Below are 23747 nucleotides of genomic sequence, written 5' to 3'. Positions count from 1 at the left end.
TAGCGTAAGCTAGGATCAATTCTGTAGATGATTACTAGCAGGTATGATCCTATCTTTTACATCAAAATAACTGGAGAATATGAAAATGAGTGCACCAAACCAACTACGTGTTGATCATGATCATGTAAAGAGACTAGAAAAAAATAACATTCAAGTGTTCAGAGGAACTGAAAAAAGGTACAGAAATATCGTTTTCTGATCTGACAAAAATTACAATAATAATATCTGAATTTGTAGACACCATCCATCATTCCAGAGAAGAGGATTCCTATTTTCAATGCGTTGCAAGCCATGAATCACTAAAAGAAGAGATTCACAAGTCTCTCATAGAGCACGAGTTTGGCAGAAATGTTGCACGACAAATATCTCAACATCTGAAACTATGGAAAGACGGATCTGATGAACGAGAGACTGTTTCACGATATCTCAACGCATATGGGGTATTTCTAAAAGATCATCTGCACAAAGAGAACAAGTTTTTTGATGATGCAGAGGCGATGTATTGACAAAAGAAGAGGAGGAAGACATGTATGCAGAATACAAGTCAGTATTTGCAATAGTAAAAAAAATCGATGAGATGATTGCAGAGATTGATTGGCTGGAATCCAGGGATTGGTATCTTATCAAATAATGAGAAATTCATTATTTTCTAAAACTAGCAACTATCTGACAAACTTGAATGGTGGACTATTATTCTTGACACTCAAAAGTGTCTCATTACGTCAAATTTTGCAAGTAAATTTGAAAATGATTGTTACATTTGGAATTAAACTAGAGAGTTAATTGATTGAATATTACAACCAGAGATACTCTAGATAAATTACTGTAATTCTTCTCACATGTGTCATTAATTGTTTTATTGATTTTCAAATATCTTGTCTAGTTGTTTTTCATAAAAAAACACATAAGGTAAATTATTCAGCATTACAATTTATCTCAATTTATGACATTCATTTTTGGAAATTAGATAACCCTTTTTAAATTCAAAGTAACAAAGTAGACTAGTTGGTTTTTAAAAATATTCTAGTACCATATGATGGAACAAATTTCTCCAATAGGGCATTTAGAAAAGCATTAGATATTGCAAAAAAAGATGATTCCAAAATTACTGTATTTACGGTCATAGAGGGCGAATATTCTGCGATAAGGGGTTTTTCTAAAATCAATCCACAAATAATCAAAAAACAACAAAATACTGCTAAAAAATATATTTACAAACTTGAGCAAACTGCAAAAAATCTCGATGTTCCAATATCTGTAAAAATCAAACAAGGAACCTCCATTATTAAAGAGATAATCAGTCTTGCAATTTCAAAAAAATCAGATCTTATAGTAATTGGCTCACATGGCAGAACAGGTTTGAATAAATTAATCTTAGGAAGTGTTGCATACGGTGTTGCACATCAAGCAAAATGTTCAGTAATGGTGGTAAAATAAATGGCTTTTAACAATATCTTAGTTCCATACGATGGATCTGTTGCTTCACTTCGAGCCTTCAATAAAGCTGTAGAATTAGCAAAGCAGCATAATTCTTACATCAAAGTTCTCAGTTGTCTAGACCTTGGAAACTTGGGTGGGTGGTATATTGACAAACGAATCAACAAAGACATTATGAAAAAAGCAAAAAAAATAACAGAAGAACTTTTCTCAAAATTAGACGATATTGCAAAAAAGAATTCAGTATTAGTGGACTTTAAAATCATAGAATCTAAAAACACTGTAAAATCAATAATATCATTTACAAAATCTAAAAAAATTGATCTTGTGATCTTGGGTTCTTCAGGTAGAGGAAGTTTTGACAAAATATTGCTTGGCAGTGTGAGTAATGGGGTTATGCAAAAAGCAAAATGTCCGGTATTAATTATTAAATAATTAAACATGATTAAAAAAATCCTAGTACCGATAGGTTGTTCTAAAAATTCTATTGGGGCATTAAGTAATGCGATATAATTAGCAAAGCAAACTAATTCATCAATAATTGGAATATTTGTAGTTCAAGCATTTTCAACAGAAATGGGTTTGATGAAAACCATAAGAGGAGAGAAAAACAGTAAGCATTACAAACAATTTATCAAAGCAGCAAAATCAATGTGTACAAAAAATGTAGTGGAATTTCGAGATGTTATAAAATATGGCGAAGAAGGAAGAACGATCGTATTATTTGCTTATAAGAATAATATTGATTTGATAGTAATTGGTTCAAGAGGTATGGGAAATCTAAGAGATGTTTTTCTTGGAAGTACTTCAAACTATGTGTGCATTCATCCAATTGAAGGATATTTCTTGGATAAGGTGCAGACAATGATCATGATGACTTGTATGATTGGTTAGTTGGATTGGCTTAAGAGAGATTGGTTATTGTGAAATTATTTTTATGAACATTGTTTGGTAAAATCTAGATGTTATTCCATTACTTTGTTGCAATTAGGACAAACTGTAACTGAAAGATGTGTATCCACAACCAATTCAAAATTACATTCACGACATATCCAGACTGTCACGGCCATTACATCTCAGTTATGTGAAAATCAAATAAAACATTGGCTGTCTGGAAAGTTAACATTTGTTCAGTAGAATAATCTGGAATGTGTCATCTAGAATATTCTCTGATCAGAGCATGTCTTACCTCAGAGATATCTAAAACGGTTCAAAATTAGGCATGAGGTATACGTAAATGGGAACTTAAGAGGCATAATCAAGATGATGATGCTATCTAATAAGAAAATTAAGAGAATACCTGTTCTAAATACCCAATGAATCATTTTTTATCTTCTTCAAAATGTGGGCTTTTGATCACATCATGGTATGAAAAATGTGGTATAGAAGAATTACCACAATAAGTTCGTCCTTGCCATTTCCTCTATCTATTGTATCGCTACCATCATTTCCAAAAAGAAAATCATCTTGATTTCCACCAAAAATAACAAGAACCGACTCCATTTTTGACAATCCTATTCAAGATTCCATAGTTGCAGAGTTTTTACAGATACAGTCTTACTTCTCTGGACTCTGCTATGCGATACACTGCCTTGGATTGGGAAAGAAAAAATAGTTTCAGTAAAGTTTGGTGATATTTTTAGAACACATCCATTAACCTACAAGCGAATTGATAAATTATATCAACAAGAACAAAATCAGTCTTCAAATCTAACTTGAACTGAATTATTGGCATGCCACAAATTATCGTATATTATCAAATAATATAATCCGCTATAGCATCTCGTGCAAACTGCTTCCCGGTACAAGTACACCTCATACCATGCGTCGACTCTAGTGGGAAGAGATCCTAATTCTCTTCTCACTGGAGATCAGAAAAGTTGGGATGATGTGTATGGGTTTTCTAGGATCATTGATGATTCTATGAAAAGATACAATCATCAAGCCAGGAGGTGTATTTGAAAATGAAGAATAGTTTGTTAAAGACAAGATATGGCAAGTGGCCAAAAATATCATTTGATAAATCCAATTAAATAATTTCAGACCGTTTTTTTTAACTCTCACTTTCTTTTTTTGATAATATGTATGATGATGAACTGTATTTTTGCTGTACTGTCGCTGAAAGGCATACCACAACATAAAATCAATTCCAAAATATCACACCCAATAACATTTCAACAATGTCCAAAACTAAAAAATTTGTAGGCAAAAATATTGACCTAGAAAGATTAGCAACAAGAGTAGAAAACTATCTAACGGAAAATAAATTTGAAGTTGGATTTTCAAGAAATGTTTCAGGAGAATCACACACATATCTAATTCAGGCCAGAAAGTCAGGCATATTACGCACTGCATCAGGCGCGCGAAGAAGTACAGACATTACATTGTCAGGAACTTCAGTCTCATTTGATGTCATAATTGGAACTGGGGAGTGGGGTAAAAATTTGGCAACGTCTGCACCACTGTTTGTGATTCCTATAGTTGGAATTGCAGCTACAATAACAAAACTATACACTGCAAAAAAGTTTGAAGACAACCTGTGGTCATATCTACATGATCAAGTAGAATACCTGCAAGACACATACACCAAAGATCAATCAAGCCATACTAGAGAATATCCTTGTGACTATATAGAAGGGCATGCTGGATGGAAAAAATCAATCTCTAATGGAAAGATGAAACTGGAGCACCAAAAGGGAAAAAACTGTCTTGTATTTGATATGGATGGTCAGAATCTAAAAATTCCTGCACACCAAGTTGAACAGGCAGATATTATCTCCAAAAAGACAAAATTTGAAAATGCTGACAGGATGATTCAGATAACATTTAGAGATGAAGATAATAGAATCCACAAGCCTGTTTTTAACTTTAGCGATGAAATCATTCGTGGAGTTTTAGCTGGAATAGATGAGCTTGTCAGTGAGTCAAAACTTGAAAAGATGACACTCAAGACATCCTCATAACTTTTATTTTTTATAATTTCATTTTTTTACATGGGTCTCAAAATAATAAATTAAGATTTACTCTATGATGGAAATCTTATATCTAATGTTACTTCATTAATCTATCTTTGAATAGTTCATAAGTAGATATATTTTTTCTTAAACTAGTTCCATAACATGTACTGTTTTCTTGTCTCTAAGATAATTTCTCTATCTGCTTCTTTTTTGCAGTACTAATTATCAATCTAAGATATGGTGTATATTTTGAAATAAAATTAACGAGAAATACTTGGAAAACTTGATCTAGGACAGACCATAACATGAATTATTTTCCAAACCAATTATTCTACGACGCAGAACAACGGTTTCTCGTTACATTTTGTACCAGATTATAATATTTGAAATTTTTTTACATATGCGGCATGCCTTAATCTGATTAATAAAATAACTTTAAAATTAGATTACAATTAATGGCATACCACAGATTTCTAACCAAATACAAATATCACAATCAAAACAGTGTTTTATGAACCAACTAACAATAGTAAATCAAGAAAAATTCCTAAACAGCATCATGAACCTGTCTCAACATATACGATATGTGATGGTTTATGATGTACATGGAAACGAAGTATACAAACAAAAAATGGACGGAGTGATTGATTTTTTGACTGAAGAAGAAAATAAGATTGCGCTAAAACATACAATTGATTCTTGGAATTTTAGAAATTCTGTTTCAGAAAAAATTGGAAATGTCAATTATACACTACAGGTATATGACAACTTGATAAGAGTACTCTGCCCATTTGGGAATCAAATGCTTCTTGTGGTTACCTTGGACAATACAGGTGCTCCAAACGAGATTATTCAAAGAATTCAGACAATCCTGTTAGGACATTTGAAGTAATATGGTCAATAGTATTTAGGGCTAAAATTAACCACTTTTTTAAAATTTACTTAACTGTGAATCATTTGATTTAGATGTTTATTGATAACATGCTGCTCTGATGTTGACTTACATTCCGAATCTATGTTTATTTATCTATCTTAACAATCTACTAAATGTTGTACAAAACTATTCTTGTTCCACATGGCGGAACTCTAGCTGGAGATGAGGCGCTAAAACATGCAATGAATATTGCAAAATCTGAATCATCTAAAATAGTGTTATTTCATGCATTGGAGCCTTGGCCTGATCCAAGCTTTGGCATAATGCCCGAATTATCCAACAAAGAGCAGATAGAAGTAATCTTTACAAATTTGGTGGAGAGTACAAAAAAATTACTCGCTGAACGTACAGCGCAATGCAATAAGTCAGGTATAGAATGTGAAGGGGTTTTCCGAGTTGGGAAACCATCAGAAGCCATCATAAAATATGTCCATGAAAATGAAATAGATCTTAGTGATGGGTAAAAAGAAAAAGATCCCAAATTACAAATCTATGTTTAAGATAGTAAGTGTTACAAAAAAAGTTCAGGAGAAAGTAGATTGATCAATTCTGTTAGTTGAAACAAATGACAATTCTAGATAAGTCTGATTGAAATAGGTTCATTGAATAATAAAGTATTTTTTTAACAAATATGACTAAGGCAACATTGGATACAACGCATAAATGTAAAAAAAGGATTAGCTATTCATGGTAGATAAAATAATTCCAGTTTCAAATTCAACACTAATTCCACTAAACCATCTATTGATGACTGATCTAACATTGCAGATGTCTTTGGTATTTCTTGTTGCAGGATTTATTACAATTTTTTTAATTAATAGACGAATATCTCAATGGGTTGAAATAAAAAAATTTAGTTACACCAGACCGTTTGCAGCAGAATTTGTAAAGAAGGTATTACTATCAATATTTGCAATTATTCTTTTTATTTCAGCAGATGTGTATATTCAAGTTTTTGAATTATTTGATACTCAGGTGGCAATCGATGCAGCAAATGCTTATGAGACATTAACACCTAGAGAAACTTTTGCTAAAATATTAGACACCATTGTAATTTTGGTGATAGGTTACACGATTGTTAATTTGATTCCAATTTTTATCTTAAAGAATGAAGCAAAAAAGATTACAAAAATAGATTACAAAGAATGGATTCGTAAAAAAGGATTTGTTGATGATAAAGATGACCTTTTTCATCAATTATTCAAGTGGAATCCTCCAAAGCACAAACCTGCTGAAATACCCCAAGATGAATATTCAGAAAAAATGAAAAGCCCTGAAGGAATTAGATCTCTGGAAAATTTTCACACCTCCAAGGGAATACCAATAGGGAATTTTAAACAAGTTAAATCAAATGCATTTGAAATATGGCAAAAATCTGAGAACGAAAAATATGAAAAATACTTTGAAGATTGTATAAGTGGAAACAATGAATCAGGTCGAATCTTACTTCTTGGTGTACAACCAAAGGAGATTTACACTATTTCACAGTGGCGAGAGCAAAAACGTATTTCAAATTATGAACCCGTAATCCCTGGTTCACGTCCACCTGGTTGGGCAGATAGACAAAGTAGTGAAACATCAAGATCTTTTAAGCAAATTATTCCTCTGGTTGGTTTCATAGGATTGTTAGTTGGTATTGCTGCTTGGTGGGAAGTTGACTTATTTGTTTTAGCTACTGCTAGCGGTGGTCTTGCAATAGGAATTGGATTTGCAATGCAAGAGGACTATGCAGAACTATTTTGCATATATTTCCATTAAAAAAGATAAGATTTTTGTGCCAGGAGACAGAATACAATTGGAGAATGGCTATGTGGGTATTGTCGGACAAATAACGCCAAGGGTTACATACGTTAGAGATGCTCTAAATGAATCCATTGCAATTATTCCCACCAGACAATTAATAGCTGCAACAATAATTAATTTCTCCAAGGATATTAAATTCATTCCTGTTAAAGTTGAAGTAGGTGTATCCTACCTTGATGATCCTGAGGAAGTTGCAGCAGTACTAATCAAAGTTGGATTAAGAGCGATGACTGAACTCAAAGACAAAAGGGGTAATCATCTTATTGTTCATGAAATGTGTCCTTACCGAGAAGAGCAGAAACCAAGTTGTGGGTGTGATGCCAACATACTTGCAGATATTGAACAACCAATCGTACGTGTGATAAATTTCAATAACTCATCTATTGATTTTGTTGTGAGAGTATTCGTAAAAGAATACGATGATCAGTTCAAAGTAAAAAGTGATATTCGAATAATGATAATTAAAGAATTTAAAAAACATAATATTACCATCCCATGGCCAATTCAAACAGAGTATCATGGAGATCTTGATAAAGAACTCAAAGATATTGAAGATACATCAGATATCAGAAAGCAGACCTTCAAAAAGTATGGTGTGGGGGATTTGAATTCTTCAAATGAATCTAAAACAAATGATGCCACTAAACTGTAGAATCAACGTTGATTTGGGTATGTTATGATATCGTTAATTAATGAAAATCGGGCTAGAACAGAATCAATATTTTTGTAATTGAAATTTTCTTTTACAATTAGGACAAAACCTTTGTTTAGTTTTCTTAGTTTCTGTACCTAAAGGTGCCCCACATCTATTACATTTTTCTTTATTCATTACTGCTTTTTCATTTCCTAAGTGATATTCTCCATTATTAGCCCTTAATGAATTGAATCTACCTGACTCTTTTTGTATGTTTAATTTGATTTGGGCCTATTTGTAATTTAACCTATGAATCATTCTACAAATCTGATCGATATTGAATAATTTTTAGATCCAATAATCTGTTTTGTTCAATATTTGATGTGATTTTCTGTTTATTTTTGCTATTTTTTATAAGTATTAGATATGATTTTTTACGATATTGGGTTTAACTTGAATTGTTATCTATCTCAATATCTTTTTGCAATTCTTTTGGTAATCCTATCCACCATTCTTTGTTGTTCTCAGGCATCAAAGAAAAGGATCATTTATCATTAATAGATCTGTTGGTTAACTCTTCAAAGCAATTGTTTAACAAAATATGACAAAATTCTAATCTTTTGTATATTCTACATTTGATGATAATTCACCTGTCTTGATTTTGACAACAAGCGTATCACCTAGCTTGTTGAAAATTCTTTGTCGTTTTTCATTTGTTAGAATCATGCCTAATACTACATCAATTGGAAGCAAAAATGATTTTCCAAAACTACTTAGAACAATTCCTTTTAACTTAGGTTTGTTCCCTGACATGTCAGTTACTTTCAAATTAAAGATTTTTTTGCCAATTGTCTGATTTGTTTTATATTCGAGAATTATCCAATATATAAAAAACATCATGCTAGATGGAATGTATTGCATAGTTTCAACCCAAAACATATCTTCTGTTGTTTTAAAATCAATTGTTCCAAATACTGTAAAAATTATTAATGTTGAAATTATTGAAATAATAATAAAGTCGATTAACCATGCAAGGAATCTATCTATCCATTTTGCAATTATGATGTTTGACACACTGTTTGATTCATCCATAAACATTTCTTTCATTCAAATTAATAAAATGTATTGATCCCTATCTAATACGTTGATTTATCACTATACCTTGAATTGGTATATCATGAAAACAAAATTTCTCTATCTCATAATATCATGATAAAATTTAACCAGGGAAATATCAAAAAATAATGATTGAAAAATGAATTCATGACTGTATTACGTGATTCAGAAGATTACCTTAGGAATTAATAGTCTTTTTTTGTAAATCTATTTGAAACTATTTTTGATAACGATAAATCCAATTGATGTAATAATGTGGACACTACGACGTAACGAAAAAGATGTCATTAATCTCTATAGTACTTTGTCTCCTATAATGCAACTTGCAACTGGTGGAAATATGTTAAATTTTGGCTATTGGGATGATAATAATTTAGATCCATTATCTGCTCAAGAAAACCTATGCATTAAATTTGCAACTATGGCCGAACTTGAATCTGCTAAAACTATTCTAGATGTTGGAAGTGGATTGTCGGCACCAGCAATATTTTGGAAAAATAATTTTCAAAACCTTTCCATATCCTGTGTAAATATCAATTTTTCTCAACTATCTCATTCTGGAACTCAGCAAAATATTGAATTTTTTAACTCGTCTTCTACAAAACTACCATTTTCAAAAAATTCTGTTGATCGTGTTTTGGCATTAGAGTCTGCTCAACATTTTAAACCTCTCTCTGAATTTATTTTAGAATCAAAAAGAGTTTTAATTGATTCTGGATTGCTAGTTTTGGCAATTCCTGTCACTGTAAATCCAGTATCTCTTAAAAAATTAGGAATTCTTAAATTTACATGGTCTTCTGAACACTATACTTTAGATCATATTCGTTCTTTGATTAAATCAAACGGGTTTACTATTTCTCAAGAAAAATTAATTGGTCCATCTGTCTATACTCCTTTGGCCAATTATTATCTTGACAATAGGAATGTCTTAAAAAATTCTATATTGGAAAAATATCCTTCATACGTGGAAAAAATTCTGTTTAGATCAATTCAAAAAATGAAAAAAGCCTCCGAAGAAAAAATAATTGACTATGCGTTGTTAAAATGTCGTTTGTAGATAGCTTTTACTACTTTTTAAGCTAGGTTTTTATTTTTCATATCTTAAATGGTATCATGTCTGATATGACAAAATTATATGATGAAAAGTGTAACAAGTTGCTTGCAGAATCTGAGATCCGTTTTGCCGGAATTGTTGATAAAGATGGCCAACTTATAGTTGGAGGTTTTAAGGAAGGTTTAACTCCTCATGAGGGAGATGAGACTAGATTACAATCTTTTTTGGACTTTGTATCTAAAGCTTCTATAAGAAAGGAATTTGATGAAAGTTTGGGTCCTATTAACTATCTTGCTGCAAGACGAGACAAGGCTGTTTTGGTAAGCTTTCCATTTCCAATTACTAAAATTTTATTGTTGATCTCAGCAGAACCCACTGCAAATATTGAAAATCTTGCAAAAAAAGTTGTAGAAATCTTCACTGATGTGAAATAGACTTGATTAAAAAAATAAAGCGAATTGTTTAATTACATATGATCAAATCATGTTTTTGATTATGCGTTCATATCTTCTGTTGTTTTTACTGCTGTCTATCCCGTCAGGTTCTCTATTTGCTTTTGCAAGTGTTAATGACTTCACTACTGATAAAACACTGTATCGTACTGATGACCCTCTTGTAATTTCTGGTAACGTGGATTATGATCCAGCCCGTCTTTCAATAATTTTACAAATTATAACTCCTAGTGGAACTGGGCTTGCTCATGTTGATAGTATTGTCCCAAAAAATAATGGTGATTTTTCAAAAACTATCAATGTGGGGGACCAACTTGGTCTGAAGATGGTAAATACATAATAAAAATTTCATATGATGGAAACCTTGAAAAATCAATAGAATATGTAAAAACAACCAATTATTCACCAAAAAATTCCAACTCTGATTCCAACTCTGTTGAGGAATCTAATCTCTTAACTAATTCTTTTGAACTTGATATCTCCTTCATAGAAAACCCTAAAATGCGAATTTTAGGATTTCCTTCATTTGACAAATCACCCCAATATTACATTGATAGATATAACAACGAACTAGATTACAAATCATGGTTTGATTCTCAATTTCCAGAACAAACCATTTACAGTGTATTGGGATATTCAACGTACATCCCTGATTGGATAAAGACATATGCTCAAAATTGGGCTACAGGTGAAATTTCTGATCAGGAGTTTATAATGGGATTAGACTTTATGCTTCAAAATAACATCATTGTGATTTCAAATTTTAACTATGAGCATTCTTCTATTGACAATGTACCTTCTTGGTTTAGAAATAATGCACATTGGTGGTCAATTGATTTAATTTCCCAACAAGAATTTATTAATTCAATAAAATATCTCATTCAAGAAAATATTATTTCAATTTGATGATTTAGAATGCTTTTAATTTAATACATTTTAATATTTTACATGAAAGCAACATTTGGTGCGGGATGTTTTTGGCACGTTGAAGATTTACTTGATAAAACTAAAGGTGTAAAATCAACCAAAGTAGGATACATTGGAGGCCAATTATCAAATCCAACTTATGAAGAAGTATGTACTGATAAAACTGGTCATGCAGAAGCTGTAGAGGTAGAATATGATCCTGATGAAATATCCTACAAGGAACTTCTTGATGTATTTTGGAACAATCACAATCCTACAACCTTGAATCGTCAAGGTCCTGATATTGGAATTCAATACCGTTCAGCAATTTTTTATCATGATGATGAACAAAAAGAAATTGCTGAAAAGTCAAAACAAGAACAGTCTGCAAGATATGAACATCCAATTGTTACTGAAATTGTTCCAGCACCATTATTCTACAAAGCAGAGGAATATCATCAAAAATATTTTAAAAAACACAGACTTTCATAAATCTACTTCACAATCATTATTGGAATCTTTGGTGTACGTATAAAATAATTTGATACACTTCCAAAGAACATCTAATTAGCTGAGACCTCCTTATACGTGAGATTATCGCAATCATGATTATATTATACCCTCTCTTTTCTCTTACCATTTTTTCTAAGCGCAACTCCATTATGTGTTACTAGAAATTTAACATACTCCATGAATTTTCTTACTTTCTTATTTGATGCATTTTTCACTGATCCTACTCTGAATTCTGAATGTGAAGGTGCATAAATTGTTACATTGCACTAATACCTGTAGTGCAATATCTATCTAATACGACAACTATCTCAAAACCCCTCATTGAGTTATCAAGAGGAGCCAAAAATTTTTGAAATTTTCTTTTTTATTACAATGTCAAAATGATTTTCGTGTTAAAAACATGTTTAAGATAATTAGTTTAAAAATATAAAAAACAATCAATTAATTGATCTATAAGTTGACTAAAACTTATCTAGTGAGATAATTGAAGCTAAAATGGTGGAAGAGAAATTTATTCAAATTGATGGCAATAAAATTCGCTATCTGGAATCTGGAAATTCTAAAAAAACATTGGTACTTATTCATGGGTTAGGAGCTTCATCTGAAAGATGGAGTCGTGTTATCCCTATATTTGCCAAGCAATTTCGTGTTATAGTCCCTGATCTTATAGGGTTTGGATACAGTGATAAACCTCTTGTAGATTACACACCTGAATTCTTTTTAGACTTCTTGGAAAAGTTTTTTGTGGCGTCTAATATTGATCGTACCACCATCATTGGTTCGTCATTAGGTGGACAATTGTCTATAGAATATACCTCATCCCATTCTCAAAATGTTGAAAAACTCGTCTTAGTGTCTCCTGCTGGAGCAATGAAACAATCAACCCCTGCGCTTGATGCATACATCATGGCTGCATTATACCCCAATGATCAAAGTGCCAGAAATGCATTTGAACTTATGGAGGCGTCTGGTGAAGATATTGATGATTCAATTGTTAATGAATTTGTAGAGCGTATGCGTTTGCCTAATGCAAAGCTTGCTTTCATGTCTACTGTGTTGGGTTTAAAAAATTCTGAATTGATCACATCAAAGCTTCCTTCAATCTCAGTTCCTACCTTGTTAATTTGGGGTTCAAATGATCCAGTGATTCCTATCAATTACGCAGATGATTTCACCTCGTCAATTCAAGATTGCGTATTTTTTAGAATGGATGGGTGTGGTCATACTCCGTATGTTCAGGATCCTATTGTTTTTACATCCAAAGTTTTGGATTTTTTAAATGGAACTTAGATTGATTTATATGTCAGATATTCCCTATCATTACCAATGAGTGGTAATCAAAACCTCTATGACCCTTCTGAGATGTTTAAGTCTTGGATCCAAAAAAGTGGACGTGCTCAAACAGAATTCATGAAAAACTTTGGTGCGTTGATGACAAATCAATCTGACCAAACTTTCAATCCATTAGAAACACTAAAAGGAGTTTCTGAGAGTGCTAGACAAACTCAATCTAAAGTGATGGAAAACATGTCTTCGATTCAAAGTAAAAGTATGGATACCATGTTCAACATTGGCCAAATGCTCCCTTCTTTCATGAATTGGGGTGCTTACAAAACTACTATTAGTAGCAATGGAAGAATCTCGATTCCTGAGGCTGAACGTAATGCACTTGGTTTAGGTGATGGTGATTTGGTTCAAGTCATTATTTTGCCAATAGCAAAAAAATCAAAAAATAAGGAGGTGAAACAATGAGTAAAAACGAAACAACACAAGGAAATCCAAAAGATCTATTTTCTGTATATCAAGAAAATGTGAACAAAATCTTCAATGGTATTAAACAATCAGTACCACAGTATCATCAATCAATTACTAACGTACAACAGGAATACTTGCAAGCATATGAAAATGTAGTAGATTCCGGTATCACACTACAAAAAGAATATGTGAAGAAAGCAGGTATTGCATCAAACATTCCTGAAGCAACACTAAAAGTGATTCATGATACTACTGAAGAATTTCTAAAGGCAACTTCTATACAAAATCAAGTGGCACTTGCAACTATTGATGCAACACAACAAAACATCAAAACATTCAACGATAATGCAAAGTCATTTGCTGACCTAAATAAGAACATTCTACAATCCTGGATTTCAGCATTCGCCACAAAGAACAACTAGTGGTATTTTTCCTTTTTTTCCTTTTTTATGATCTTTCAGCCAACCATTGTCCTAACTCTGGTAATACCTTCTTTTGTGATAATGAACTGGCAATCATTCCTACATGACCTGTAGGATACATTCTCAATGTCTTATCTTCACTTCCAACGGCGTAATGTAATGGCATACTGCACTCTGGAGAAACTAGATGATCTCCTACAGCAATCTGTGTAAAAATAGGCATCTTTATTTTTTTCAAGTTTATGTGCTCTCCACCTACATACATCTTGTTTTGAATTAGCAGATTCTTTTGATAGATGTCTTTAATCCATTGTTTGAATAATTCTCCTGGAATGGGCGGTGTGTCTCCTAACCATTTTTCTACTCTCAGAAAATTATCTACAAATTTTTTGTTGTCTATGTTTTTAAAAAACTTAACATATTTTTCGATTCCTTGTTCAAATGGTTTAAGCACTGAAAAACAATAATACATGAATTCTGGAGGCATGTTTCCTATTGTGTCTACCATTTTATCTACATCCATATGCTTTGCAAGATTACTAATCACTGTAGTATCACGCCATCCATCGATAACTGGTGCTGTCGCTATGTAGTTTTTTACACTCTCTGGATGCAATGCTGCATAAGTGGTTGCAATTGTTCCTCCAGTGCAGTACCCTTGTAATGAAATTTTTTCAGTGGATGATTCATTTTTGATATGTTCTACAGATGAATCTAAGTAACCGTTTACGTAATCATCAAAATCAAGATATTTGTCCATACTAGTAGGTGTGCCCCAATCTAGCATATACACATCAAATCCTTGTAACAGTAAATTTCTTACCCAACTTTTTTCTGGTTGAATATCTAATATGTGATATCTGTTAATCAATGCATATGAAATTAACAGTGGTGTTTTATGCTGTTTTTCTGTAAGTGGTCTATAATGCATTAGTTTTGTTTTATCTATTTGCTGTACAATATCATATGGTGTAACCTCTAAACTAATTTCATCTGGAGCAGAAACTAATTTTGGTGCATTGATGACATTTTTACTAAATTTTAAAATCTCTTCAACAATTTTTGGATCTATACGCGATTCACTTTGCATTTTTCTTTACCTCTTGTTTCTTTAGTTCTAATTCTAGTTTTGACACTCTTTTTTTAAGAGAATGCATCTCTTTGTAAACTTCATCAATTTCTTCCTTACTAGGAAGATTGACTGATTGTAAAATAACATTTGTGATGTTGTTCCAATGTTTAGTTAATTCAAGTTCTTTTGATACTAGTTTCCCATAATTCTCTCCAAATTTTTCTGAATCAAATAATTCGGTATAATCATTATCAAAAATATCAATCCATATTCTTTTGAATGCCTCTATTTGTTCAACATCTTGAGGGACTTCTGGAACTTTTAGATTGGTTTTCTTTTGAGCTACACTCCATGTATCTGCAAGTTGTTTATAGTACTCAGTAAGATATTGGTTAAACTCCATGAGGCTATCATTTATCTCTATTAGCTCTGTGGATATTTTCTTTGAATTTGACGCAAATGCTCGCATTGGACCAATTGAACTTAGAGCCTGAGGTTTGCTTGCCATTAAATGAATAATATCTGTCCAGAAAAGTGATAAATGCTTGTAATAATCCGTGGTATTTTTTGTCGATTCTGATTGCACAGTTATCTATAAGAACAGATCTCAATAAATAGTTCGCTTGTAAATTTAGATTTATGGGTGATACAGAACTACTCGAAAAAATCTGTAAAAAACTCTTGAAATTAGATCCAAAAATACGTTCTGCTAGACTCATCAATAATAGGGGTCATTTGATAGCTGGTGGTATGAAAGAAGGATTATTCTCACTTGAAAATCAAAAACAAGATGAAATGATGTTTATGGAACTTGCATTACGTGTTAGAATGAGACATGAATTTGATAACGAATTTGGTGAAGTTCATTTTTCAATGTCTTATAGGGATAAAGTGATTGTGATGAGTTATCCGCTAGCAAATAATGATGTCTTGCTACTTTCTTGTGAAAAAGGCATTAATTTTGGTAAATTACCTTTTAGAGTTCTTAAAATTATTGAATCTCTGAAAAAATCTCCCATGAAAACTTTCTAATCATAACGACTTATCTTACTTGTCATTAGTGTAACTATGTGGATTTAGAACAGAGTGTGAGTTGGTCTGAAATAGAATCTATTATAGAAATACTTGCCAAGAAGATATCCAACTTTTCGAGAATATGTTCAAATATTGTTACTTTGAGTAGGGGTGTTTTAATCCTATCTTGTTTATTGGCAGATCATTTGGATATTAAAAAAAATACTTGTTGATAAATCACACATTTCTTATAATTCATTGTTTGTAGATGATATTTTTGATACAGGTGACACATTTACAAAAATTCTGTCCAGAGTTGATAATCCATCAAAATTAACTTTTGTTGCGTTATTTGCAAGGCACGGAAAAATATTTCCTAAGCAACTTGTATATGAAAAAAATAAAAGTACGGGTGGTTATGTTGTTTTTCCTTGGGATATATTAGAATTTCAAAGATCTAAAAAATATTGTTTTTAACTCATACATTCAGGGGATTTACCCTCATGGCGTTTCTTATAATCTGCAATTAACTTCCTTTTTCTTTTTTCAAAATCTTTTTCTACACTGTATCTAAATCTCGTTGCATCTGAAACACATTTTTCAGAAATATTTTCAATTGTTTTTCTCATGTTCTCTGAACCTCCAATATACAATATCTTCATACCTGCGTGCATCATAAATACGCCTGATGTTTCTGGAGTTTTTGATATCATATTTTGATTAAAATCTAACCACTCTGACCAATCTACTTGTTGGATTTTACTCATTTAACATCTTTCTCAATCCTGCACATCTGTTTCTAATTGTTACTTCTGTAACTCCTGATGCAACCGAGATGTCTTTTTGTGATTTTATCTCACCAGTACTAATACATGCAAGATATAATGCAGCAGCTGCTATACCCATTGGATCTTTACCTGCAACTATTCCAATTTTTTTTGCTTGATTTAATATCTCAATTGCTTTTCGTTTACTTTTTTCACTCAAACTTGCAATGCTTGCTATTCTTGATACTCCTTTGACAGGATCAACTACTGGCATTTTTAGTTCTAACTCTCTGAAGATTAATCTATAGCATCTTGCAACATCCTTTCTTCTAATGTTAATTCCCTTTGCAATATCATCTAATGTTCTTGGCGTTTCTGTATTTCTACATGATGCGTAAAGACACGCTGCAACTAACCCTTGGATTGATCTACCTCTAACTAATTTTTTCTCCATTGCTTTTCTGTAGATATATGCTGCCTTCTCAATTACTACATCTGTTAATGCAAGTTTGTCCTTTAGTTTGTCCATTTCATTAAGTGCCTGTCTGAGATTTCTGTCTGCAGATGAATGTGCTTGTGTCCTACTGTCCCATGTTCTTAGTCGCTCAATGGAACTTCTTACGCTTGCAGATAATGGCTTCCCTGTTGAATCCTTATTTGCAGCACCAATCACTGTTGATAAACCCATATCATGCATCATCAGTGATGTTCCTGCACCGACCCTGGTTCGATTCCCTTCATCATTTGAAAAAGAACGCCATTCTGCACCCGTATCTGCAATTTTATCTGTAATTACTAAACCACATTTACCGCAGAATAACTCCCCTGTGGTTTGATCTGAAACAATTTTTTTATTTCCACATGATGGGCATTTTGGACCTGAAATCATTGAATTTTTAAGCATAATATTGTGATTTGGTATAATCGCCTTATTACCGTTTTACCTAATTTCAACAGGTTAATTGTGTGTAGGTTAAGCTAACCATTATTCTACATTTTTGGAATGAGATCTTGATCTTCAAACTTAACGTTTGGGTTTGATCCTAGATATATGATATACTGCCAATACATGTTTCCAATCAACTATTATGTACTTGTGGTTCATAATCATTTGAACATTTCACTCCTACTATCCACAAAAAAGAATTCTTTTAATGACTTGTATCATCTAATGCTCTTGTTGGTTCATCATTGATGAATACTCTGATGTAAATTCAATTGGTTATCTAAAATGTTGAATTTTAAAATTCTCTAATATTTTTTACACTCTTATTGAAAATTCCATCTTACAAAATCTGTTAGAATTATTTGTTGATAAATTACCTGGATGGATATTGAAATATAGATTCTCTTTGGATGTGTTATTTGGTGTATAACCAAAATATTTTTGAAACAAATAAAATATCGTAATTGTATTTTTTTGTTTAGTCTGTTTCTAGCTTATGCCAAATCTGTGTTTGATTTTGTTTCATCTTGCCTATCTTTATTATGAAAATCTTTAATTTGTTATGATTATGTGGTTATATGTTGACAAAAATTGGTACTGGGGAAATAATTTATGGCCTACGTAAAAAAATCCAGAGAATTAAATTTGAATTAGATCAATTAGATAACCCTCCCTCTAAAATTCCAGAATTAATTGAATCTGCAAATTTTTTGCATTTAAACGAATATCTATCCAAAACAAATGACAAGAAAACTGAACTCCTATATGCCTATGAGCAATATTCAGTGGCTTTGGAGGAATTATTAGAGACGGTATTTGATATACAAAACGAACTAAAAGATATTCTGAAAGAACAATCATCAATGATTAACTCTCAATCAAAAAAATTATTAAAAACAAAAAAACAAAAAAATATTAAAAAATAACCTTATTTTGGTAAATGAATTATATCGCCCGCGATTATTCTGTGCATTTTATCGTTATCTAAAACTACTAATGCACCATCTTCGTCTATTCTAATAGCTTTTCCTTTAATTTTTATATCTTCTGTATTTAACTCCACATTCTTTCCAATAGTTGATGATCTTTTTGACCACTCCGAAATAATTTTCTTAATTTGTTTTGCATTAAGTTCATTATATAATATTTCTAATTCTTCCAAAAATATTTTAACTAATTGAATTGGCTTGACATCTATTTTTTGTTCACTTAGTGATGCAACTCCATAAAAATTCGGTGTTTGTTTAAGTGTTTTTTCGATTTCTTTTACATTAACATTAAAATTTATTCCAACTCCTAACACTAAACTCTCAATTTTATTTGATTCTAATGATGCATCTACTAGTATTCCAGCTATTTTCTTCCCGTTAATTGTTAAATCATTTGGCCATTTCAATTCAGGTGTTACTGAAAATATTTTTTCTATTGCAATTGATAATGCTAATGATGATGCAATTGGAAATAATGTTATAATTGATATGTCAAATTTTGGTTGTAATATGATGGAAGTCCAAATACCGCCTTTTGGCGAAATCCATCTTCTTCCTGATCTACCTTTTCCTCCTGTCTGTTTTGATGCTATTATTACTGCCCCATTGTTTATAGGATCTGATGCTATTTTCAGTGCCTGGTTTTGAGTAGAATCTATAGAGTCAAAATAATATACCCGTCTCCCAATTATTTTGGTTTTTAGATTTGATGTAATTTCCCATGGCAAAAGTAATTCTGAATTTGCTAAAAGTTTGTAACCTAATTTTTGTCTTGATTCCACTATATATCCAAATTCTCGAATTTTTTTGATATGTTTCCATACTGCAACTCTGCTGATCTTTAACACATCACTCAAATCTTGACCTGATAGATATTCTGTATTGTGGGTTTGCAAAAATGTGAGGACTTTTAGCAATCCTGGTTTATCAAAAGAATTGTACTTCAACTATGTGTGGTCTGAACTTCAAGTATAAAACACACACTAGAATCCAATATCTATATCAAATCCACCATCGTCCATACTTGAATCATCAAAACTCCCTTCACCTGTATCTGGTATGTTATCTGCCGGAACGTATTCAGACATTGCCATTCCCATCATGCTGAACATCATTGAGAACATCATCATATCCATTATTCCAAAAAACATCATGGTTGGTAATAATGACTTATTATCATCCATCTCTTGTTTTAGCTTTTCCTTGTCTCCTGTTTTGTATATCAATGACATTTGATTCCATCTGTCTTGTAATTCATGAACTCTTTCATCTACTTCTTTTAACCCCTTATCTGTAGGGGTTATTTCGATTTTGGTTCCAAGCCATCCTTTTCTTTCTCTCACTTGGATGAACTCTTTTTCTTCTAATTTTTCTAAAATTGAATCTAACTCCTCAGATTCAATCTGTGTGATTTTTTGAATTTTATCAAATTTCTTAATTCCATTCTTTATTGTACCTAATACTATGAGATATTTTGGTTCTGCATTCATGACTTTTGTTTGTATAGAGACTAAAAAATTCTTTGTTTATCTAGATCAATTCAAAAATTATATTCTTCTTGATTGAATATTTTTTATGGAACAAGATTCCCACACTGATGAACAAATTCGTAGTATCCTTTCATTAAATAATGTGGCTGTAGTGGGAATGTCAAAAAATCCTTCAAAAGCCGCACACTATGTACCAAAATATCTTTTAGATCATGGCTATAATGTAATCCCCGTAAATCCTAACAGTGAACGAATTTTGGACAAAAAATGTTATGCCTTTGTTTCAGAAATAGATAGTGACGTTGACATTGTTAATGTGTTTAGACCTTCTGAACAAATCTTACCCTTTATCTTGGATGCAATAAAGAAAAAGCCTAAAGTAATTTGGTTACAAGAAGGAATCCATAATTTAGAAGCTGAAGATTTAGCAAGAAAAGAGGGAATTGAGGTAGTTTTCAACAGATGTATGTTTGCTGAACATCAGAGGCTGTCAAAATGACTCTCTTTGAAAATTTTTATCATGATTTACTTGAATTACTAGAAAAATACAAGTCTTTGAACACTCCTCTAAGAGTAGAAAAGGATCTAGAAAACAACATTGTGAAAATATTTGGTGAAAATCTAACCTCTTTGGCCAAGGCACAAAATGGTCTAAATGATGTAACTGAACTTGCATACACCACTGCCGAACACCATCCATATTGGAATCTGATTTACAATTGTGCTGAAATTACAAATAGCGTATTAGAAAAATGGACAGGACAACTAACTGAGGATGATTTGGTTGATATTGATTGGTCGTTAAAAGAAATTAATCAAACTCTTGAAAAAATAAAAACAAAAAATTCTTCAAATTTCTAGACAGAGATAAATATTCTCAGATACTAATTTCTGTATGCCTATCAAGATTGGTTTAATCGGCAAAACCAATACTGGCAAGACTACTTTTTTTAATTCTGCTACTCTTTCTTCTGAGGAGATCTCATCATATCCTTTTACTACTAAGAAACCAGTATCTGGTGTGGCACATGCAATTACTCTTTGTGTTCATCCTGAATTTAAAATTCAAGACAATCCAAATAACTCTAAATGTCTTGATGGCTGGCGCTATATTCCAATTGAGTTAATTGACTTACCTGGCCTTATCAAAGATGCATGGAAGGGTAAAGGGCTTGGAAACCAGTTTTTATCAATTGCCGCACAATCTGATGCACTACTTCATGTAGTTGATGCATCTGGAGGAATTGACTCAACTGGACAAATCACAGAAGTTGATGCTGGAGATCCTGTCTCTGATTTTGCAGATATTGAAGAAGAACTCATTATGTGGTATCATAAAATTTTGGAAGGCAACAGAGATAAAATTTCAAAACTAATAAGATCTGGCTCTAATATTTTAGATGCTATAACTGATCTCTATCACGGGATTGGGGTGAACAAGGCTCATGTTAAAGAAACTCTATTAGCAACAGGCCTTGAGGAAAAAACATTCGATAAATTTGATATGGCGGATACTAAAAAATTTGCATCCTATCTTAGAAAGATTTCAAAACCCACTTTAATTGTTGCAAACAAAGTTGATGTTGAAGGTGCTGATAAAAATTTTGATAGACTGCGAGAAAGATATAATGATTCAATAGTAATCCCTGTAAGTGGTGATAGTGAATTTGTTCTTAGACGTGCAGAGCAAAAAGGATTGATAAAATATTCCCCTGGTTCAGAAGAATTTGAAATTATCAAAGCTCATGAATTAAATGAAAAACAAACTAATGCGCTTAATTTTATCAAAAAAAGTATAATGGGTGAATATATGAGAACGGGCGTTCAATTTGCAATTAATGTAGCTGTTTTCAAATTACTAAAAATGAACTCCATTTATCCTGTAGCAGATGAAAAATCTCTCTCTGATAAGAAAGGAAGAATCTTACCTGATTTAATTTTATTAAAAAATGGTGCAACAATAAATGATCTAGCAAAAGAAATTCATACCGATTTAACTAAAGGTCTACTTTATGCAAAAGATCTGAGATATGGGCTAAGATTACCTATTGATTATCAGCTAAGAGATAGAGATGTGATATCTCTGGTAAGTGCTGTCAAAAAATAATCAGTCCTTTTTTTTACTTCGAGGTTTTGTTCTTAATACTGCCTTACAACAAATACATCTTGTATCATTTGATGACAAAAATATGCCGCAAAATGTACATCTTTTTTGACCAATTTCATACCTTATTTTATTTGAAACAGGCTCTGCTTTGTGCATCTGACAAATCCCTCTACATGTTCTACCCACTGATTTCACCTCCAACTTTTTGTTTTATCCACTTAATCCTATCTCTGATGGTAACTAATGTCTCTACACCTGAATCAACAGATCTCTTAGAAAAAACTGAACTGAAACTAAATGTAATTTTTTCCGTGTAGACATCTGTAATAATCGTATAACTATAACAAATTTTTTGATGGACTAATTCAGTTGTCATATTCTATTTTGAACAACAAATTATTTAAGGTCTAGAAATTCTCTAATCTAGTGCTAAACATAGCCTAAAATTCACATCTAATTGCTAATATTGGCACTAGTTTAATTCTAGATGATTAGATAAATAACCAATTATCATATGATATGACATAATGCCTCATATTGTCTTGGATAGGCGAATTGATCTTTTTAATTTCTCTGAACTTTTTACTCCAATATTTCAAAAATCTCCTTTGATAAAAATCCCAACAATTTATGTCGAAAAGAGTGGTAGTATTGCAATATTACCAACTATTGTAATTGATGATAAACATCAGGAATATTTTATTCAGATTATGACTAATGACAAAAAAACTACCATTAGATTGCTCCCTCAAACTGATCCAGAAAAAACAGATGCGGTTAAATTATCTCTAGCAAAAGTTTATGCTCAAATGAAGAATCATTATCCTGATATAGTAATAACCAAATCAAATTTGTTTGATTATGTTAAAATGTGTGAATTAGCATGAGTCATTTTTATCTTCATAATCAAAGTATGCTGCCAAGAGATACTCTCTTTCAAATTAGTACTGATGTATCAAACTTTCATAATGTGATGCCTGAATATTTTAAATCTCTAGAAATTCTTGATGACACTACTTCTGAAAAACTTGTTCTAGAATCTATTAACTTTCTTGGTTTCCATCATGATATTAAAACAAAACATGTTATTGCTCATCCAAATACTCATCAGGTGTTTATTTTGAACGGTCTATTAAAGGGAACAGTTTTTTCTGAAAAATATACCCCTTCATCTTTTGGTACTGATATTGACATCTCAATATATTTAAAACTAAATGGAATTTTAAAATTTATTCCATTTTTGAAATTTCTGATTATTAAAAAAATGAATTCTGTTATGGAGAAGTTTGTTATTTGCGCCGAAAATTATCTTCAATCTAATCTATCAAAATAATTAGCACTATGAAATTATTTTGGCACTATTATAAATATAAAAATTT

Annotated in this window: 33 protein-coding genes and 1 pseudogene; 25 read left to right on the top strand and 9 right to left on the bottom strand. The window is 31.7% G+C overall.

Features of this window, described 5'->3' with window-relative positions:
* Positions 1–85: 85 nt before the first annotated feature.
* From OEM44_01665 to OEM44_01650, 4 genes and pseudogenes are all read left to right on the top strand, one after another.
* A pseudogene (locus OEM44_01665) lies at positions 86–631 on the top strand (hemerythrin domain-containing protein).
* Positions 632–1005: 374 nt separating this feature from the next.
* Positions 1006–1437: a universal stress protein gene (locus tag OEM44_01660; protein MDH3515509.1), complete on the top strand. Its 432-nt coding sequence runs from the start codon at positions 1006–1008 to the stop codon at positions 1435–1437.
* Positions 1438–1872, top strand: coding sequence for a universal stress protein (locus tag OEM44_01655; GenBank protein MDH3515508.1), 435 nt, complete (start codon positions 1438–1440; stop codon positions 1870–1872).
* A gap of 102 nt (positions 1873–1974) precedes the next feature.
* A complete protein-coding gene (locus OEM44_01650; protein ID MDH3515507.1) occupies positions 1975–2331 on the top strand; it encodes a universal stress protein in 357 nt (118 codons plus the stop codon).
* Positions 2332–2793: 462 nt separating this feature from the next.
* Here the strand turns inward: OEM44_01650 and OEM44_01645 are convergent, their stop codons facing one another.
* The gene (locus OEM44_01645) at positions 2794–2940 is read right to left on the bottom strand and encodes a hypothetical protein (protein ID MDH3515506.1); all 147 of its coding nucleotides are present in this window, start codon (positions 2938–2940) and stop codon (positions 2794–2796) included.
* 677 nt (positions 2941–3617) lie between these two features.
* Here OEM44_01645 and OEM44_01640 point away from each other — a divergent pair.
* The 5 genes from OEM44_01640 (at position 3618) to OEM44_01620 (ending at position 7783) form a co-directional block, all read left to right on the top strand.
* The gene (locus tag OEM44_01640) at positions 3618–4400 is read left to right on the top strand and encodes a hypothetical protein (protein MDH3515505.1); all 783 of its coding nucleotides are present in this window, start codon (positions 3618–3620) and stop codon (positions 4398–4400) included.
* Between the two features lie 505 nt (positions 4401–4905).
* Positions 4906–5286, top strand: coding sequence for a hypothetical protein (locus OEM44_01635; GenBank protein ID MDH3515504.1), 381 nt, complete (start codon positions 4906–4908; stop codon positions 5284–5286).
* Between the two features lie 155 nt (positions 5287–5441).
* The gene (locus OEM44_01630; protein MDH3515503.1) at positions 5442–5792 is read left to right on the top strand and encodes a universal stress protein; all 351 of its coding nucleotides are present in this window, start codon (positions 5442–5444) and stop codon (positions 5790–5792) included.
* Positions 5793–6015: 223 nt separating this feature from the next.
* On the top strand, positions 6016–7086 hold the full coding sequence (locus tag OEM44_01625) for a hypothetical protein (protein ID MDH3515502.1): 1071 nt from the start codon (positions 6016–6018) through the stop codon (positions 7084–7086).
* Positions 7055–7783, top strand: coding sequence for a mechanosensitive ion channel (locus tag OEM44_01620; protein ID MDH3515501.1), 729 nt, complete (start codon positions 7055–7057; stop codon positions 7781–7783). The genes OEM44_01625 and OEM44_01620 overlap by 32 nt, the downstream gene beginning before the upstream one ends.
* A gap of 594 nt (positions 7784–8377) precedes the next feature.
* Here the strand turns inward: OEM44_01620 and OEM44_01615 are convergent.
* Complete coding sequence (locus OEM44_01615) at positions 8378–8857, bottom strand: RDD family protein (protein ID MDH3515500.1); 480 nt, start codon at positions 8855–8857, stop codon at positions 8378–8380.
* 247 nt (positions 8858–9104) lie between these two features.
* Between OEM44_01615 and OEM44_01610 the strand changes: the two genes are divergently transcribed.
* The 8 genes from OEM44_01610 (at position 9105) to OEM44_01575 (ending at position 13983) form a co-directional block, all read left to right on the top strand.
* Positions 9105–9938 (top strand): methyltransferase domain-containing protein, encoded by an 834-nt coding sequence (locus tag OEM44_01610; protein MDH3515499.1) that lies wholly within the window; start codon positions 9105–9107, stop codon positions 9936–9938.
* 56 nt (positions 9939–9994) lie between these two features.
* A complete protein-coding gene (locus tag OEM44_01605) occupies positions 9995–10369 on the top strand; it encodes a hypothetical protein (protein ID MDH3515498.1) in 375 nt (124 codons plus the stop codon).
* Between the two features lie 61 nt (positions 10370–10430).
* A complete protein-coding gene (locus OEM44_01600) occupies positions 10431–10727 on the top strand; it encodes a hypothetical protein (GenBank protein ID MDH3515497.1) in 297 nt (98 codons plus the stop codon).
* A gap of 161 nt (positions 10728–10888) precedes the next feature.
* The gene (locus OEM44_01595; GenBank protein ID MDH3515496.1) at positions 10889–11293 is read left to right on the top strand and encodes a hypothetical protein; all 405 of its coding nucleotides are present in this window, start codon (positions 10889–10891) and stop codon (positions 11291–11293) included.
* Between the two features lie 42 nt (positions 11294–11335).
* A complete protein-coding gene (gene msrA, locus OEM44_01590) occupies positions 11336–11785 on the top strand; it encodes a peptide-methionine (S)-S-oxide reductase MsrA (protein ID MDH3515495.1) in 450 nt (149 codons plus the stop codon).
* Between the two features lie 516 nt (positions 11786–12301).
* Complete coding sequence (locus OEM44_01585) at positions 12302–13096, top strand: alpha/beta hydrolase (GenBank protein ID MDH3515494.1); 795 nt, start codon at positions 12302–12304, stop codon at positions 13094–13096.
* Positions 13097–13132: 36 nt separating this feature from the next.
* A complete protein-coding gene (locus OEM44_01580) occupies positions 13133–13558 on the top strand; it encodes an AbrB/MazE/SpoVT family DNA-binding domain-containing protein (GenBank protein ID MDH3515493.1) in 426 nt (141 codons plus the stop codon).
* Positions 13555–13983 carry a hypothetical protein gene (locus tag OEM44_01575; protein ID MDH3515492.1) on the top strand — a complete coding sequence of 143 codons (429 nt, stop codon included), beginning with the start codon at positions 13555–13557 and terminating at the stop codon, positions 13981–13983. Before OEM44_01580 ends, OEM44_01575 begins: the two co-directional genes overlap by 4 nt.
* Positions 13984–14008: 25 nt before the next feature.
* Here OEM44_01575 and phaC read toward each other — a convergent pair whose 3' ends face one another.
* Both phaC and OEM44_01565 read right to left on the bottom strand, forming a co-directional pair.
* The gene (phaC, locus tag OEM44_01570) at positions 14009–15073 is read right to left on the bottom strand and encodes a class III poly(R)-hydroxyalkanoic acid synthase subunit PhaC (protein MDH3515491.1); all 1065 of its coding nucleotides are present in this window, start codon (positions 15071–15073) and stop codon (positions 14009–14011) included.
* Complete coding sequence (locus tag OEM44_01565) at positions 15063–15641, bottom strand: hypothetical protein (GenBank protein MDH3515490.1); 579 nt, start codon at positions 15639–15641, stop codon at positions 15063–15065. Before OEM44_01565 ends, phaC begins: the two co-directional genes overlap by 11 nt.
* Positions 15642–15694: 53 nt before the next feature.
* On the opposite strand from OEM44_01565, the gene OEM44_01560 reads away from it, so the two are divergent.
* A complete protein-coding gene (locus OEM44_01560) occupies positions 15695–16087 on the top strand; it encodes a hypothetical protein (protein ID MDH3515489.1) in 393 nt (130 codons plus the stop codon).
* A 240-nt stretch (positions 16088–16327) separates the two neighbouring features.
* Complete coding sequence (locus tag OEM44_01555; protein MDH3515488.1) at positions 16328–16546, top strand: phosphoribosyltransferase domain-containing protein; 219 nt, start codon at positions 16328–16330, stop codon at positions 16544–16546.
* Here OEM44_01555 and OEM44_01550 read toward each other — a convergent pair.
* Both OEM44_01550 and tfb read right to left on the bottom strand, forming a co-directional pair.
* A complete protein-coding gene (locus tag OEM44_01550; GenBank protein MDH3515487.1) occupies positions 16543–16836 on the bottom strand; it encodes a hypothetical protein in 294 nt (97 codons plus the stop codon). The two genes, OEM44_01555 and OEM44_01550, sit on opposite strands and share 4 nt — an antisense overlap.
* A complete protein-coding gene (tfb, locus tag OEM44_01545) occupies positions 16829–17740 on the bottom strand; it encodes a transcription initiation factor IIB (protein MDH3515486.1) in 912 nt (303 codons plus the stop codon). Before tfb ends, OEM44_01550 begins: the two co-directional genes overlap by 8 nt.
* Positions 17741–18360: 620 nt before the next feature.
* On the opposite strand from tfb, the gene OEM44_01540 reads away from it, so the two are divergent.
* A complete protein-coding gene (locus OEM44_01540) occupies positions 18361–18708 on the top strand; it encodes a hypothetical protein (GenBank protein ID MDH3515485.1) in 348 nt (115 codons plus the stop codon).
* Positions 18709–18710: 2 nt separating this feature from the next.
* Here the strand turns inward: OEM44_01540 and OEM44_01535 are convergent, their stop codons facing one another.
* Together OEM44_01535 and OEM44_01530 are read right to left on the bottom strand one after the other, a co-directional pair.
* Entirely contained in the window at positions 18711–19718 is a 1008-nt protein-coding gene (locus OEM44_01535) for a biotin--[acetyl-CoA-carboxylase] ligase (protein MDH3515484.1), read from the bottom strand.
* A 36-nt stretch (positions 19719–19754) separates the two neighbouring features.
* On the bottom strand, positions 19755–20261 hold the full coding sequence (locus OEM44_01530; protein ID MDH3515483.1) for a hypothetical protein: 507 nt from the start codon (positions 20259–20261) through the stop codon (positions 19755–19757).
* Positions 20262–20346: 85 nt separating this feature from the next.
* Here OEM44_01530 and OEM44_01525 point away from each other — a divergent pair, with 85 nt between their 5' ends.
* Genes OEM44_01525 through OEM44_01515 form a run of 3 tightly spaced genes read left to right on the top strand, consistent with a single transcriptional unit; the run spans position 20347 to position 22368 of the window.
* A complete protein-coding gene (locus OEM44_01525) occupies positions 20347–20760 on the top strand; it encodes a CoA-binding protein (GenBank protein ID MDH3515482.1) in 414 nt (137 codons plus the stop codon).
* A complete protein-coding gene (locus OEM44_01520) occupies positions 20757–21122 on the top strand; it encodes a hypothetical protein (GenBank protein ID MDH3515481.1) in 366 nt (121 codons plus the stop codon). Before OEM44_01525 ends, OEM44_01520 begins: the two co-directional genes overlap by 4 nt.
* A gap of 34 nt (positions 21123–21156) precedes the next feature.
* Positions 21157–22368, top strand: coding sequence for a redox-regulated ATPase YchF (locus tag OEM44_01515; protein ID MDH3515480.1), 1212 nt, complete (start codon positions 21157–21159; stop codon positions 22366–22368).
* Positions 22369–22546: 178 nt separating this feature from the next.
* Here the strand turns inward: OEM44_01515 and OEM44_01510 are convergent, their stop codons facing one another.
* Positions 22547–22744 carry a hypothetical protein gene (locus tag OEM44_01510; GenBank protein ID MDH3515479.1) on the bottom strand — a complete coding sequence of 66 codons (198 nt, stop codon included), beginning with the start codon at positions 22742–22744 and terminating at the stop codon, positions 22547–22549.
* Positions 22745–22910: 166 nt separating this feature from the next.
* Here OEM44_01510 and OEM44_01505 point away from each other — a divergent pair, with 166 nt between their 5' ends.
* Entirely contained in the window at positions 22911–23255 is a 345-nt protein-coding gene (locus OEM44_01505) for a hypothetical protein (GenBank protein ID MDH3515478.1), read from the top strand.
* Positions 23252–23701, top strand: coding sequence for a hypothetical protein (locus OEM44_01500; protein ID MDH3515477.1), 450 nt, complete (start codon positions 23252–23254; stop codon positions 23699–23701). Before OEM44_01505 ends, OEM44_01500 begins: the two co-directional genes overlap by 4 nt.
* The last annotated feature ends 46 nt before the right edge of the window (positions 23702–23747 follow it).

The organism is Nitrosopumilus sp. (assembly GCA_029862745.1).
GTDB lineage: Archaea > Thermoproteota > Nitrososphaeria > Nitrososphaerales > Nitrosopumilaceae > Nitrosopumilus.
Note: the sequence above shows the minus strand (reverse complement) of the source record. Positions and strands in the feature narration are given on the sequence as shown.